This window comes from Bradyrhizobium sp. CSA112, from assembly GCF_029051645.1.
In the GTDB taxonomy this organism is placed as follows: domain Bacteria; phylum Pseudomonadota; class Alphaproteobacteria; order Rhizobiales; family Xanthobacteraceae; genus Bradyrhizobium.
In genome coordinates this window covers 17,614-31,701 of sequence record NZ_JAACFS010000006.1, presented here as the reverse complement: position 1 = coordinate 31,701, position 14,088 = coordinate 17,614, and the positions used below count along the sequence as shown (strand labels likewise).

General features: G+C 62.9%; 10 protein-coding genes. 3 read left to right on the top strand and 7 right to left on the bottom strand.

The annotated features are described in order from the left end of the window. Nucleotides 1-4 precede the first annotated feature (4 nt). Together GWE18_RS14305 and GWE18_RS14300 are read left to right on the top strand one after the other, a co-directional pair. Nucleotides 5-1,315, top strand: coding sequence for an HlyD family type I secretion periplasmic adaptor subunit (locus GWE18_RS14305; protein WP_275186374.1), 1,311 nt, complete (start codon nt 5-7; stop codon nt 1,313-1,315). 276 nt (nt 1,316-1,591) lie between these two features. Continuing rightward, the gene (locus GWE18_RS14300; RefSeq protein ID WP_275186373.1) at nt 1,592-4,738 is read left to right on the top strand and encodes a CHAT domain-containing tetratricopeptide repeat protein; all 3,147 of its coding nucleotides are present in this window, start codon (nt 1,592-1,594) and stop codon (nt 4,736-4,738) included. A 97-nt stretch (nt 4,739-4,835) separates the two neighbouring features. On the opposite strand, the gene GWE18_RS14295 is transcribed toward GWE18_RS14300, so the two are convergent. The 7 genes from GWE18_RS14295 to GWE18_RS14265 all read right to left on the bottom strand — a co-directional run bounded on the left by GWE18_RS14295 (nt 4,836) and on the right by GWE18_RS14265 (nt 12,633). Next, a complete protein-coding gene (locus GWE18_RS14295; RefSeq protein ID WP_275186372.1) occupies nt 4,836-5,315 on the bottom strand; it encodes a MarR family transcriptional regulator in 480 nt (159 codons plus the stop codon). Nucleotides 5,316-5,381: 66 nt separating this feature from the next. Next, nucleotides 5,382-6,116: an SDR family oxidoreductase gene (locus GWE18_RS14290; protein WP_275186371.1), complete on the bottom strand. Its 735-nt coding sequence runs from the start codon at nt 6,114-6,116 to the stop codon at nt 5,382-5,384. 6 nt (nt 6,117-6,122) lie between these two features. Beyond that, the gene (locus tag GWE18_RS14285; protein WP_275186370.1) at nt 6,123-6,635 is read right to left on the bottom strand and encodes an aromatic-ring-hydroxylating dioxygenase subunit beta; all 513 of its coding nucleotides are present in this window, start codon (nt 6,633-6,635) and stop codon (nt 6,123-6,125) included. Nucleotide 6,636: 1 nt separating this feature from the next. Further along, nucleotides 6,637-7,950, bottom strand: a complete 1,314-nt coding sequence (locus GWE18_RS14280; RefSeq protein ID WP_275186369.1) for an aromatic ring-hydroxylating dioxygenase subunit alpha — start codon at nt 7,948-7,950, stop codon at nt 6,637-6,639. An 11-nt stretch (nt 7,951-7,961) separates the two neighbouring features. Then, nucleotides 7,962-8,927, bottom strand: coding sequence for a PDR/VanB family oxidoreductase (locus GWE18_RS14275; RefSeq protein WP_275186368.1), 966 nt, complete (start codon nt 8,925-8,927; stop codon nt 7,962-7,964). A 2-nt stretch (nt 8,928-8,929) separates the two neighbouring features. Further along, on the bottom strand, nt 8,930-10,474 hold the full coding sequence (locus tag GWE18_RS14270; RefSeq protein ID WP_275186367.1) for an indolepyruvate oxidoreductase subunit beta family protein: 1,545 nt from the start codon (nt 10,472-10,474) through the stop codon (nt 8,930-8,932). Beyond that, nucleotides 10,471-12,633, bottom strand: coding sequence for an indolepyruvate ferredoxin oxidoreductase subunit alpha (locus GWE18_RS14265; RefSeq protein WP_275186366.1), 2,163 nt, complete (start codon nt 12,631-12,633; stop codon nt 10,471-10,473). Before GWE18_RS14265 ends, GWE18_RS14270 begins: the two co-directional genes overlap by 4 nt. 276 nt (nt 12,634-12,909) lie before the next feature. Here GWE18_RS14265 and GWE18_RS14260 point away from each other — a divergent pair, with 276 nt between their 5' ends. Beyond that, entirely contained in the window at nt 12,910-14,082 is a 1,173-nt protein-coding gene (locus GWE18_RS14260; RefSeq protein ID WP_275186365.1) for an acyl-CoA dehydrogenase family protein, read from the top strand. The last annotated feature ends 6 nt before the right edge of the window (nt 14,083-14,088 follow it).

Sequence of the window (14,088 nt, the reverse complement as noted above, 5' to 3'; positions counted from 1 at the left end):
GGCGATGTCCGACGCGGATTTAATTGACGCGCGCCCGTCGATCAGGCGCCATATCGTGGCGGGCTTGGCTGCCATCATGCTCATTGCCGGCGGAATTGGCGGATGGGCGGCAACCACCGAAATCTCGGGCGCCTTGATCGCTGCGGGGAGCGTTGTCGTCGAGTCGAATGCCAAGAAGGTTCAACATCCAACCGGCGGCGTCGTTGGCGAAATCGCAGTGACCAATGGGATGAACGTGACGGCCGGGGATATCCTGATCCGTCTCGACCAAACGATGACGCGGGCAAATCTGCAGATCGTGTCAAGGACCCTGGACGAGATGACGGCGCGGCGTGCGCGGTTGCGGGCCGAACGCGATGGCGCATCGGAGGTGCCATGGCCCTCTCCGTTCAGCGGCAGACGGCACGAAGAAGGTGTTGTCGAGCTGATGGCCGACGAGCAGCGCCTTTTCGAACTGCGCAGCACGACGCGGCTCGGCCAAAAACGACAGTTGCGCGAGCGGATCGCTCAGCTCAACGAGGAAGCCAACGGGATCATTGCGCAGCAAGCGGCGAAAGCCCAGGAGCTTGTTCTGGTCAATAATGAACTGGAAGGAGTGCGGCAGCTCTGGTCCAAGCAGCTCATCCAGATGAACCGGCTGACGGCGCTCGAGCGCGAAGCGGCGCGGCTTGATGGCGAGCGGGCGCAGCTAATCGCGGCGGCGGCGCAGGGCCGAGGAAAAATATCCGAGATCGAACTTCAGATTACCCAGATCGATCGCGAATTGGCGAGCGAAGTCGGCCGCGAAATGCGCGAGATCGACGGCAAGGCAGGTGAATACGCCGAGCGGAAAGTGGCGGCCGAAGATCAGTTGCGGCGAATCGACATCCGGGCCCCGATTTCGGGCACCGTCCACGAAATGAACGTCCACACGGTCGGCGGTGTGGTTAGCGCTGGCGAGCAGTTGATGCTGATCGTGCCCGCATCCGATCGCTTGACGGTCGAGGCGAGGGTGACGCCGCAAGACATCGATCAGGTGCGGGTCGGCCAGGCTTCTGCATTGCGATTTTCCGCCTTTAGCCAACGCACGACCCCGGAAATCAACGGAGTCGTCAGCCGGGTTTCGGCCGACGTGACGACCGAGCAGCGCACCGGCCTGACCTATTATACGGCGCGCATTGCCATCGGGCCCGACGAACTCGCTCGCCTCGGCGATGTCAGGCTTGTGCCCGGCATGCCGGTCGAAGTGTTTATCAAGACGGCAGATCGGACGGTTGGTTCCTACCTGACCAAGCCGCTATTCGACCAGGTTGCCCGCGCATTTCGCGAACGATAGCAGAACGTGGGGTGAATCGAGAAGTCCAGGAAAATCTCACGAGCCGACTTTTCGTGCCGAGTTGACCGCTTGAATGTCCGCGGCGGGCTGAAGTCGGTTTCGCCTTGCTGCGGCCCTAGAGAGCAGCGATAGCAAACGCATTGAAAACCGGATCGGGGCTATCAGGATATGCGAGCATTCCGGCAAAAATCTATTGCACGGTTTATCGTTATCGCACTCTTCGCGTGCATGGTTGGGTCGCCTTGCCAAGCCAACCCCCAGGAAATGTTGACCCTGATGCGCCGTATTACGGCGCTCGCTCAGGAAGGGCGATACGGCGAAGCGATAGCCCTGGCAAGAAAGCTTGCAACTGAAGCTGAAAGAACCTCGGGTCGGCAGTCAGTTTTAACGGCAACGACCCTTGTTGTGCTTGCTCAGACTCTGCAGGCCCAAGGCGAAATGGCCGAAGCCGAAAGGGTGTTAAGAAGAGCCCTCGCCATCCGCGAGAAGGCGCTTGGCTCCAATCACCCCGATGTTGCCGCTGTCTTATCTACGCTTGGCCAGATAGCGCTTAACCAAAACCGGCTGAAAGACGCCGAACGCGACACTTTGCGCGCGATAGCCATCGATGAAAGCGCTCTCGGCCAAGACAACCTGAATACGGCGTTGGCGCGTATGCAGCTCGGCAATCTTCGTCACCGTCAATTGAGAGAGGCGGAGGCGCTCGATATCTTTAGCCGCGCACTGGAAGTCTTCAAAAATGCACCGGGCCAAGCAGATATCATGGTCCCGGTTGCCCTCAACAACATCGCAGAAGTTTATAAGACGCAAGGCCGATTGCAACTTGCCGAGGAGCGATTTCTTGAAGCGCTTGGCCTTCAGGAAAAGCGACATGGCCGCGATAATCTTTATCTGACGTCAACGCTGAACAATCTTGGAGAGCTCAGGCGCCTGCAGGGACGGCTCCAGGAGGCGGAGCAGTTAGCGCGGCGGACGTTGGTTATCAGAGAAAAAGCACTGGGGCCCGATCATGCCGATGTCGCCGCCAGCCTTAACAACCTTGCGCTCGTTTTCTCAAGACAAGGTAGAGCTCCGGAAGCCGAAGGTCTGCTTGTTCGTGCGCTTGCCATCCAGGAAAAGGCTTTCGGACCGGATCACCCCAATATAGCGATTGCGCTAAACAACCTCGCTGATGCAAAGGCCCACTCCGGCCGAAAGAAAGAAGCTGAAGGGCTGTTTCGCAGGTCGCTGGCTATTCGCGAAAGAAGCCTCGGTCCGAACCACCTTGATGTCGCCGTCTCCCTCGACAATCTTGTGGTGCTGCTTGGCGACGATGAGCATTACAGCGAAGCGGAAGGGCTGGCGCGCCGCTCTCTGGCCATACGCGAGGAAGCGCTCGGTAAGCTCCACCCGTTGGTGGCAAGCAGCCTCAACAATCTGGCTGTTGTCCTGGACAGTGTCGGACGACCAAAGGACGCTGAACCGCTCCTGAAACGAGCGCTGGACATTCGCGTAAGTGCGCTTGGCGAGGTGCACCCGGACGTCGCCAACAGTTTCAACAATCTCGGCGCACATTATCTGGATTCAAAGGATTGGCAGCAAGCCCACGATGCGTTTGCTCGCGCTTCATCGATTTTGATCGGCCGCAATGCCAAGGAATCAAGCGAGGGACAGACAGCAGCGGATCTCAAGGTCCATGGCGCCACGAATCCATTCCCCGGAGCCATCATTGCCGCCTACCAGCTAGCGGAGACGTCCGACAGCCAAAGAGCGATCGCGTTGCGATCCCAGGCTTTCGAAGCTGCGCAGTGGATTAGTGACGAACAGGCGGCACGCGCCATTACGGGAATGTCCGCCCGGATTGCGGCGGGCAGCGGCGATCTATCGGCGCGCGTTCGTGAGCGGCAGGACTTAAGCGAACAGGCGCTTGCCATCGATAGATTGCTCATCTCGGTCATTTCACAGCCGAATGCCGCGCGCAACCAGCAGACGGAGCAGGCGCTTCGAGCCCAGGCATCTGACGTTGCGAACCAGATAAGAGGGCTTGATCGCTTGATCGCTACCCAATTCCCTGATTACGCCGGGCTCGTTGCCAAGATGCCCGTTTCCATCGAAGAGGTTCAAAGGCGGCTGAACCCGAATGAGGCATTGTTACTGTTTGCCACGACTTCACGCTCCACCTTCGTCTGGACAGTCACGCGCGCAGGCGTCCGTTGGCACGCCGCGTCGATCGGCGCAAAGCAACTGGCAGAAACGATCAATATTCTGCGCTGCGGTCTTGACGCGGAAGCGTGGACCGAAACGTCCCACGCTTGCGCCGAAAAGCTTGGCCGCGATCGTGCGCCGGCTGCCGGTGATCAATTGCCGTTCGATCTGGACCGGGCGTTCGGGCTTTATCAGGCGCTTCTTGAACCGGTCGCAAAGGACATTGAAGGCAAGGAGCTTATTCTTGTTCCATCTGGCCCGCTGGCCACGCTGCCGTTCCAGGTTCTGCTGACCGAGAGGCCGGCGCCGAACACCGGCCGGCAGGATCTTGCCAAAGCACCCTGGCTGGTCAAACGCTTTGCAACGACCGTATTGCCGTCCGTCTCCAGCCTCAAAAGGCTACGTCAAGTCGCTCAAAGGAGTAAGGCGCCGAAGCCGTTCATCGGCTTCGGAAACCCGCTGCTGAGCGGAAATGCCCGGAGCGCTTTCGATGTCGACCGCGCCGCGCAGGCCCGCCTTCGTCAGAGTTGCGCCCCAAGCCCGGAGCCGCGAACGAACCAAGTAGCTCAAAGAGAGCGACGTTCGGTCGTTGCTCTTTCAGGCGGCACGGCCGATGTTGAGCAACTCAAGCACCTTGCGCCGTTGCCCGAAACCGCCATCGAACTATGCCTGGTGGCGAACAGTTTTTCGCCCATCAAGGGTGATGTTTATCTCGGCAAGGAGGCGACCGAAGCCGCGATAAAATCGCTCAGCGAAAGCGGCCGACTGGAACAATATCGTATGCTCCACTTTGCAACACACGGAGCGCTTTCGGGTCAGGTGCGTGGCTCTATCGAGCCAGGACTGGTCCTGACACCACCGGCGACCGCCACACCGGCCGATGACGGCTATCTCTCCACATCGGAGATTTCGGGACTCAAGCTCAACGCCGACTGGGTCGTGCTTTCAGCCTGCAACACGGCCGGCAGCGAAGCGTCAAATTCGGAAGCATTCTCCGGCCTTGCAAGAGCGTTTTTCTACGCCGGCACGCGCGCCCTGCTGGTCTCCCACTGGCCGGTCAATTCGGAAGCCGCCGTCACCATCACCACTGGTGCAACCAGTGCGATGACGGCACATCCCGGTATAGGCCCCGCCGAGGCGCTTCGCCGCTCGATCTCGGCCTTGACGGCTAGGGGCAGCGAGAATGCGCATCCCAGTGTTTGGGCGCCTTTTGTGCTGGTCGGAAACGGCAGCCCATAGCGTGCGAGCTTACGCCTGCTGTTGCCTCTCGTTGGCCCACGAATGAAAGGGGGCGTGCTGTTAGCGGGCGCAGGTGATCACGCGCCCGGCATGCGCGTCAGGCGTGCTTGTCGAGGCGGCGCTTGAGCAGGGTCAGATGTTGCAGCAGGTCCGACTGCGCGACATGTGACAGTTCCCCGATCAGGGCGATCACCCATTCCTCATGCCGGCGCGCCATGCGGCCGAATTCCTTTGCGCCTTCCTGCGACAGGCGCAGACGGAACGTGCGGCGGTCCTCGGAATCGACCTCGCGATGGATCATGCCGTCGGCTTCCAGCTTCTGCACCAGCGCGGTGATCGCGCCGTTTGAGACCATCAGGAGTTCCGAGACCTCGGACATGGTCGCGCCCGCGGGTTTGCGCGCGAGTTGCGCCAGCAGATCGAAGCGGGCCAGCGTAGTATTGAACTCCTTGCGCAGCCGCGCGTTCAGCGCCTTCTCGATCCGGGTGGCGCAGGAGAGCAGCCGCAGCCAGATGCGCAATTCGAGATGCGCGCCGTCGGATTCGTGCGCCGGCTCGGCCGGTCGCGACGGTTGCACGCGCGCCCCCTTCGGGGATCTGGCCTTTCGTTTGACTGTGGCATCCATGGCTGGGATCTCACCGGGCTAGATGGAAATCGATCCGATGCTGGCTCCGCCGCAGACATACAGCGTTTGCCCGGTGATGAAGTCGGCATCCGGTGAACAGAAGAAACTGACCGCGCGCGCGACGTCAGTGGATCTGCCGAGGCGGCCGAGGGGGATCAACTGCGCCAGCTTTTTCGCGCGTTCGGATTCCGGCGACATCACGCTCTCGAACATCTCGGTATCTCCGATTGGGCCGGGGGCTACGACATTGACGGTGATACCGAAGGGGGCAAGCTCCAGCGCCCAGGTCCGCGCCATGCCGATGATGCCGGCCTTGGTGGCCGAATAGACCGTGCGTGTGGCAGCCCCCAGCGCGGCGCGGGAGGACAGCAGCACGATGCGGCCGAAGCGCGCCTGCTTCATGCCCGGCAGCGCCGCCTGTGCCAGCGCAATCGCGGCGCCGAAATGCAACTGGGCCAATGCGCCGACATCCTCGTCGGCGACTTCTTCCAGCGGCTTGGGGCGGATCGCGCCGGCATTGTGAACGACGTGGGTGATCGCAACCTTCGCGGCGATCTCAGACGCCACCTGTCGCGTCGCAGCCGCGTCGAGCAGGTCGACCTCGCGCGAGGAGAGCTTCGGATGGCTCCAGTCGGGCTTTCGCCGTGACAGCGAGATCACGTCATATCCCTCGGCGAGGAGACCGCGCGCGATCGCAGCGCCGATGCCGGTATTGCCGCCGCTCACGATCGCCGTGTGATGGACCACGCTCATTCTCCGTCACATAAAGAGCTGGATGTTGCCGAAGGCAGCATCGCAATTGATCAGGTCGACGCGCTTGAGCTTGATGCGCAGCTTGCCGTCCTCGACGCTCAAATGATGCGTGACCCAGGCCGCATAGAGCGCCTGCTCGTCCAGGCGGGTCTCCACATAATGTATCGGCGTCCAGGTCACGTAGCGGTTGGCGGCGGTGTCGCGCGAATCCACCTGCGGCGTCTGCAGGACGTGGTGGCAGCGACTCTTCGGCTTCTGGCTGAAGGTCCGCGCGCCCTTGAGCCGCTCGACCCGGATCGAGAGCAGCAGCTTGTCCTCGTACATCAGCGAGCACGTCAGCCGCGGATCGGTCTGATTCCATTCCAGCGGCATCCAGTAGAAGGCGTCGTCAGCGTACAGTTCGAGCCATTCGTCGAAACGCTGCTGGTCGATCAGGCGCGCCTCGCGGACGACGAAGTCGATCAACTCCTGGTCGGTGGGAACCGCATTCTTGAGGGGAGCCTCCGCGAGCATGCTCATGTCACATCCCCATCGTCATGAACTTGGTCCACGCCCGGAACTGGTGGCGCATCGGCCACTCGCTGGTCCCATTGATCGCCACGTTGGTCTGTTCGGCTTCGTCGGGGCTGTAGAGGCGCTGGAGGTTCACCCATTCGTTGCCGTTCGAATGCAGGCCTTCCTGCGCGCGTTCATACATTTCGAGGTCGTCGTGTCCGACGATGGAAGTCGGCGCATTGATCAGCCGGTTGTACATCAGCGTGCGCTCGAGCAGCATGTCGGGTGCATCGACGAGCTGGAACGTCCAGGACTCGACCAGCGTCTTGTTCGCCGCGATCGGCTTGAAGTGCCGCAACAACTGGATCGGTCCCTTGATCATGATGTTGGGGAAGTAGACCGTGTTGTGCCGGTTCTCGTCCAGGATCGCCTTGGCGCGTTTCTCGCCATAGGCGGCTTTCATCTTCTCGAAATAGCCAGGCACTGCCGAATAGTCGGAATGAATTGAGTGATGCACGCCGGTATGACCGTGGCCGTTGTCCCAGATCCGGATGCCCATGTTCTCGAAGAACTCATACGGGCTCATGAAGGGGGCGATGATCTCGACGGCCATCGGCTTCCTGGTGCCGGGCGGCGCCTTCTTCCAGACTTCGACCACGGTCCCGGCGGAGGATTCGTGTGCCACCATCGGATGGCAGGTGTCGGTCTGGTTTTCGACCAGCATCTTCCAATTGCAATTGTGCATGTAGCGCAACACGCCCCCGGCGACCTTGAGCTGGCCGACGGGCGAGCGGTCGATCATGTTGTCGAAGCTCGACAGGCTTTCGCCAAAGAACTCCTCGAAGTCGAGGCCGCCACCGTTGATCTTGGCGAACACGAAACCGCGATAGTTTCTGATATGGCGCACCGGCGCCATTCCGGTCGCGGCGTGGCTCTGCTCGAAGCCGGTGTTCTCGTAACCCTTCTTCAAGGGGATCGCGAGGAGCGAGCCGTCGGTCCTGAAACTCCAGGCATGATAGGGGCAGCGGAAAAACTTTCCGGCATTACCGCAGGTCTCGGACGTGATGCGCGTGCCCTTATGCGGGCAGCGATTGTGCAGTACCTTTACCGTCCCGTCAGTGTGGCGGACCAGCAGGATCGGCTGCGTGCCGATCGTGGTGCCAAAATAATCGCCGGCATTCGGCACCTGGCTGTCGTGGCCGACATAGACCCAGCTATTCGGGAACATATGCTCCATCTCGAGCTGGAAAACTTCCTCGCTGACATAGACGTCCCGGTGAACCTCCTGGTCGCGGATCAGGGCGCGAATGGCCGCGACGTTGCCGGCATATCGGATCATGCGTTCCTCCATCACAGGTCGAGCACGAGTCTCTTGGTTTTCGCGCGCGAAACACAGATCTGCATCACCTTGTTCGACGCCCTCTCGCTTTCGCTCAAGATGTAGTCGCGATGATCGGGAATGCCCGAGATCACCGTGGTCTGGCAGATCCCACAATCGCCTCGCTTGCAGTCGTGCATTGGGTCTTCGCCGGCCTCGAGCAGTACGTCCAGGATAGTCTTGCCGGCGGGAATTTCATAAATGCGCCCGCTGCTCTTGAGTTCGACCTCGAAGGCGGAGTCTCCGGACTTCTCCTCGGGCGCAGTGAAGATTTCGAAATGCAGCCGTCCCTGCGGCCAGTTCAGCCGCTTCGCCAGCGCGATGGCTGCTTCGATCATCGGCAGTGGTCCGCAAAGATAGAGCGGCACTTCCGGCGCGAGCCGCGTCATCAGGGCCTCGAGGTCGAAGAAGCGGCCGACCTCGTCGTCGGCGTGGATGGCCGCGCTTGCGCTGGTCAGCCGCTCGATGTCGCCGAGGAAAGCGAGTTCGCTGCGGCTGCGGCCGGCGTAGTAGAACGAGAACGGCCGCTTCCCCGCGCAGAGTTCGCAGGCCATCGTGAGCAGCGGCGTCACGCCGATGCCGCCCGCGACGAGCGCGACTTCGCCTGCGCCGGCGCGAAGCGGAAAATTGTTCGCCGGCGGCGAGATCGTCAGGCGATCGCCGGTCTTGAGACCGTGCATATAGCTGGAGCCGCCGTGGCTCTTGCTTTCCTGCAGCACGGCGATGCGATAGGCGGCCGGATGTTCGGCGGCCGCGCGCGGTGAATTCGTCTCGATCAGCGAATAGGAGCGCCGGCCGACATCGGGCAGATGGACGTCGATATGGGCGCCCGCGGCCCAACCCGGCATCGGCGCGCCGTTGGGGCGAGCCAGCACGAATTCGCGGATGCGCGGCGTGACCGCCTCGGCCTTCGACACCACGACTTCGAACTGGTCCATCCTCAGGCGTCCTCGAACAGGGTCTCGACGGTGCGCAGCGCGCCGTCGAGCTCAGTGCCATCGGCGTCCTTGAGCGCCACCTTGATCAGCCGCTGCACCCATTCGGCGGCGTCCGGCCGGCCGGCCAGGCGCTCGGACGCCTGCATGACCTTGTCGAACTTCGATTCGCCGCGGGAATGCGTGTCCGAATAGCCGCCGACGAGACGGCGCGCCTCGCACACGGCGGTCGCGAGCGCGGGATCATCAGCGGCGAATTTTCTGACACGCTGCGCCCAATCGTCGAGATGGCGCATCTCGCGAGCATGCCGCAGGGTGCCGCGACGGAATCGCCGCAAGCCTGCCACGCAGTACAGCAGCAGGAACGACGACGGCGCAGTGGTGCGCAGTTTCCGTCCGCGATCAATAAGCCGGGCGAGCCGCTCGCTGCGCTCGACCTTTTCACCGAGACGCGGCGGCAAGAGTCCCGCCATTTCCTCGATCCGCGGATGGAAAAATTCGGTGATCGCGAGAACCTGTTCGTCACTGGCCCGCACCTCGCGGCGCACCCGGTCGAATCGCCCCGCGCGCGTCTTGAGGTCCGCGACGCGAATGACGTCGTCATAGGCCATCGCAATCGCGAGATACTTGGCAAAGGAATGCAGCAGGCCGGTCGTTTCACGCGGCATCGCTTCCAGCCGGTCGAGATATTCGCTGCCGTAGGTGACGTCCTGAAAATCGACGACGCGCTGCAGGCCGGCGGCGATGATGCCGTGCAGTTCTTCCGGCAATAGCCGAGCCCGCGCGACCAGTGCGTCGTAATCGGCGTGGCCGATCGGCTCGAGGCGCGGAAAGCGTTTGGCAAGCGGCGGCTTCGCCGCCGGCTTGATCTTTGGATCCTGCTTGAGCTCGGCGACTGCCCGCTCGCGGCCGGCGGTGAAGGCGCGCAAGCTGGCATCGACGCCGACGCCCGCCACCCGGATCGTGGCTTCAAAATCCTCGCTGGCAAAGGGCAGGGCGCCGGAGCCCGCGAGCGCGCCGAAAAGGACAGCGGAAACCACGCTGCCGGTGGCATCCGCAATCTCGGCCATGTCGAACGCGATGAAGCGGTTGGCCGCGACGTTCGCCGCATCAAAGACCTGCGCCGCGTCGGCGGTGCCGTCGCCGGGCGCGGTCTTCTCGATCACGGCCAATGAGCGGTGGGACGACCCTATCAGCAGCGTGCGATCAGGCGAGACCAGCCCGCGCAGGATGGCCCGGCCAGCTTCCATCAATTCGGCGCCAATCACGATGTCGACCTTGCCCGGCGCCGGCATCAGCGACAGCACGGGATGACGGCCGGGCTTGCTGGCATCGGGCGCGATCATCTCGATGTAGTAGATCGTGGCACCGGTGCGCTGGGCGACGCCGGGCACCGAGGTCGATTGCGCGAACCAGCCGCGCCGCTCGGCCAGCGCCACGATCCAGTCGACCAGCACGCCGCCGCCCTGGCCGCCCATCGCGAGCACTGCGACGGTGATCGGTCGCGCCTGACTGAGCGCGATGGAGGAGGGCGCGAGCGAGACGTTCATGCCGCCTCCTGCTCAAACATGATCCGCCGTCCCGCCCGCCGGCGCTGCAACGCGCCGATCAGCCGTCGCCAGATGCGGTCGAGCCGCGCTTCGAACGCGCTCGGATTGGAAACGACGTCGGCGCGATAGAAGGAAGGACACAAGACGGCGGCATCCGCGACCTCGCCGCAATGGCCGCAGCCGACACAAGTATTGTCGACGGCCGCGACCGGGTTGTCCTTCAGCGGGTCGGTTGTCGGTTTCACCGACAGCGAAGGGCAGCCCGACAGGCGGATGCAGGCATGGTCGCCGGAACAAACGTCTTCATCGACGCCGAAGCGCTCGCGCACGATGCGCTCGCCGCGCTTGGCGGCAGCCGCCACCTGCGGCTTCACGCGCCGCTGCTTGTTCAACATGCATTCCGACGAGGCGACGATGATCTTCGGGCCTTTCTCCTCCGTCGTCAGCGCCTCGCGCAGCGTGTCGCGCATGCGCGTGACGTCGTAGGTGCGGTCGATCTGGCGCACCCATTTGGCGCCGACGCCCTTTACCGCTTCCACGATCGGATGCTTGGTCGACCGCGACCGATTGTCGGCGCGCGAGGAGGGTATGTCCTGGCCGCCGGTCGCAGCGGAATAATAATTGTCGACCACGACGATCACGCCGTCGTGTTGGTTGAAGACGGCGTTGCCGACGCCGCTGGTCAGCCCGTTATGCCAGAAGCCGCCGTCGCCCATCATCGAGATCGAGCGCTTTCCCGCCGGAACGTTGAAGGCGGAAGCCGACGCCGGGCCGAGCCCATAGCCCATTGTGGTGGCGCCGATGTTGAACGGCGGCAGGATCGAAAACAGGTGGCAGCCGATATCGGCCGCGATGTGATGCGGGCCGAGCTCCTTCTCCACCAGCTTCATCGCGGAAAAGATCGGCCGCTCCGGACAGCCGGTGCAGAAACCCGGCGGGCGCGGCGGCACGACGTCGGCCAACGCGCGGATCTTGTCGTCGACCTCGACGCGGTCGATGTTCGGCGCACGGGCGGAATCGGGCAGCGCGTCGGATCGCCAGCGGCGGATGAAGGCGCCGATCGCTTCGCCCATGACCTGCGCGGTGTACTCGCCGGCCATTGGAAACAGGTCCTTGCCGTGCAGCTTGGCCGGGATATCCGCATTGCGCAGGATTTTGTGCAGCGCCTGCTCGATGAACTCGGGCTGTCCCTCCTCGACCATCAGCACTGCCTTCTTAGTCCGGCAGAAGTCGATCACCTCGCGGTCGACGATCGGGTAGGTCACGTTCATCACATAGAGCGGGATGCGCGTCTCGCCCCAGATATCGGCAAGTCCTGCCTCGCGCAGCGCGGTGATGACGCCGTTGTACATGCCGCCCTGCATGATGATGCCGATATCATCAATATCGCCGTCGAACGTCTCGTTCATGCCGCGCGCATGAATGAATTCGACCGCCGCAGGCCAGCGGCGCTCGACCTTTTCCTTCTCGTGCAGGAACGAGGCCGGCGGCAGCACGATGCGGTTAGTGTCGCGCGACGGCTGATCGAGCGCGCGGGCCAGCGGAAAGGCGGGGCGGACGTTGTCGCGGGTGGCGAAGCGGCCATGGACATGGCAGGCGCGGATCCGCACCTCCAGCATCACAGGCGTATTCGACGCCTCGGATAGCTCGAAGGAATCGTGCACGGCCTTGACGATCGACGCCACGTTGGGCCGCGGATCGACCAGCCAGAGCTGCGACTTCATCGCAAAGGCGTGCGAACGCTCCTGCATGATGGAGGAGCCTTCGCCGTAATCCTCGCCGATGATGACGAGCGCGCCGCCGGTGACGCCGCCCGAGGACAGGTTGGCGAGCGCGTCGGAGGCGACGTTGATGCCGACCGGCGCCTTGAACGTGACCGCGCCTCGGATCGGGTACATCACCGAGGCGGCAAGCGTCGCCGCCGCGGTTGCCTCGCTGGCGCTCGATTCGAAATGCACGCCGAGGTCGGAGAGAATATCCTGGGCATCCGACAGCACGTCCATCAAATGCGAGATCGGCGCGCCCTGGTAGCCGGCGACATAGCTGACGCCGCATTCGAGCAATGCCTTGGTGATCGCGAGGATGCCTTCGCCGCGAAACTCCTGGCCGGCGCCGAGCTTTAAGTCTTCCACCTCGCGCGCGAAAGAGCGTTCTGCCATGCTCGTCTCCTCGGCCTTGCGGGGAACTCTGGACGACCGAATATAATTTTAGACATCAAACAAAAATGATGTCAATCGAACTTGCGGGTCTGCGCGCGGCAAAACGCCGTGCGCGCATTTCAATGCATTCTGCAGCCTATTTCGTAGGCTTCATGCACAGGCGTCGCGTTCTGGGCGAGGGCTGGCTCGCTTGACAGGATATTTTAGCCATGAAACATTATTGATGCGCGTTGCATTTAGCGGCGTGCGCAAAAGCGGCCTTTGCGGGAGACTGACATGACCCCGATTTCGCCATTGCGCGGGCCGTCGCGCGAACATCTCGGGTGGCCGTTCTTCGATTCCCGCCACGGCGAATACGTAGCTGCGCTCGATGCATTTGCAGCCGATCTTGGCGATACGCACGGCGGTGACGTCGACGAGACCTGCCGGTCGCTGGTTCGTAGGCTTGGCGCCGCGGGATTGCTGGAGGCATCGGTCGCGGGCGATCGGCCCGATGCGGTGATCGATTCCCGGCTGATTTGTCTGGCCCGCGAGACGCTGGCCTGGCACAGCGGGCTCGCCGATTTCGCCTTTGCGATGCAGGGACTTGGCACCGGCGCGGTGGCGATTGCCGGTTCACCCGAAATGCGCGCGCTGGTGCTGCCGAAGGCGCGGCGTGGCGAGTGGGTCGCGGCCTTCGCGCTGTCGGAAAAGGAAGCCGGTTCCGACGTCGCCGCGATGGGGTGCACCGCCCGGCGCGAAGGGGATCATTATATTCTGGATGGCGAGAAGACCTGGATTTCAAACGGCGGCATCGCCGACGTCTACACGCTGTTCGCTCGGACCGGCGAGGCGCCGGGGGCGCGGGGCATTTCGGCTTTCGTGGTGATTCCGGACGATCCCGGCTTTTCAATTGCCGATCGTATCGATGTGATGGCGCCGCATCCGCTAGCGACGCTACGTTTCGACGGCTGCCGGATTCCGGCCGCGCGGCTGTTGGGCTCGCCGGGCGAAGGCTTCAAGATCGCGATGCGCACTCTCGATATCTTCCGCGCCTCGGTCGCAGCGGCAGCGCTTGGTTTTGCCCGCCGCGCGCTGGATGAGGCAACAGTGCATGCACGTAGCAGGCGGATGTTCGGCGGCGTGCTGGCCGACCAGCAATTGACGCAGGCGGCCCTCGGAGACATGGCCGCGGGTGTCGATGCCAGCGCGCTCCTCACCTATCGCGCAGCCTGGCGGCGCGACGTACAGAAAGCTTCCACGACGCGTGAAGCGGCGATGGCGAAGATGGTCGCAACCGAAACCGCGCAAGAAGTGATCGACCGCGCCGTGCAGATGTTCGGCGGCCGCGGCGTTCGTTCGGGCGAAATCGTCGAGCAGCTCTACCGCGAGATACGCGCGTTGCGCATCTATGAAGGCGCGACCGAAGTTCAGAAACTCATCATCGGGCGCGACGTCCTGAAGGCCTAGCCGCGT

Excerpts from the sequence above, each read along its gene's own strand:
- GWE18_RS14270 (WP_275186367.1), bottom strand. The coding sequence starts at position 10,474 with ATGAACGTCTCGCTCGCGCCCTCCTCCATCGCGCTCAGTCAGGCGCGA.
- GWE18_RS14305 (WP_275186374.1), top strand. The coding sequence starts at position 5 with ATGTCCGACGCGGATTTAATTGACGCGCGCCCGTCGATCAGGCGCCAT.
- GWE18_RS14290 (WP_275186371.1), bottom strand. The coding sequence starts at position 6,116 with ATGAGCGTGGTCCATCACACGGCGATCGTGAGCGGCGGCAATACCGGC.
- GWE18_RS14265 (WP_275186366.1), bottom strand. The coding sequence starts at position 12,633 with ATGGCAGAACGCTCTTTCGCGCGCGAGGTGGAAGACTTAAAGCTCGGC.
- GWE18_RS14260 (WP_275186365.1), top strand. The coding sequence starts at position 12,910 with ATGACCCCGATTTCGCCATTGCGCGGGCCGTCGCGCGAACATCTCGGG.
- GWE18_RS14275 (WP_275186368.1), bottom strand. The coding sequence starts at position 8,927 with ATGGACCAGTTCGAAGTCGTGGTGTCGAAGGCCGAGGCGGTCACGCCG.
- GWE18_RS14280 (WP_275186369.1), bottom strand. The coding sequence starts at position 7,950 with ATGATCCGATATGCCGGCAACGTCGCGGCCATTCGCGCCCTGATCCGC.
- GWE18_RS14300 (WP_275186373.1), top strand. The coding sequence starts at position 1,592 with ATGCGCCGTATTACGGCGCTCGCTCAGGAAGGGCGATACGGCGAAGCG.
- GWE18_RS14285 (WP_275186370.1), bottom strand. The coding sequence starts at position 6,635 with ATGAGCATGCTCGCGGAGGCTCCCCTCAAGAATGCGGTTCCCACCGAC.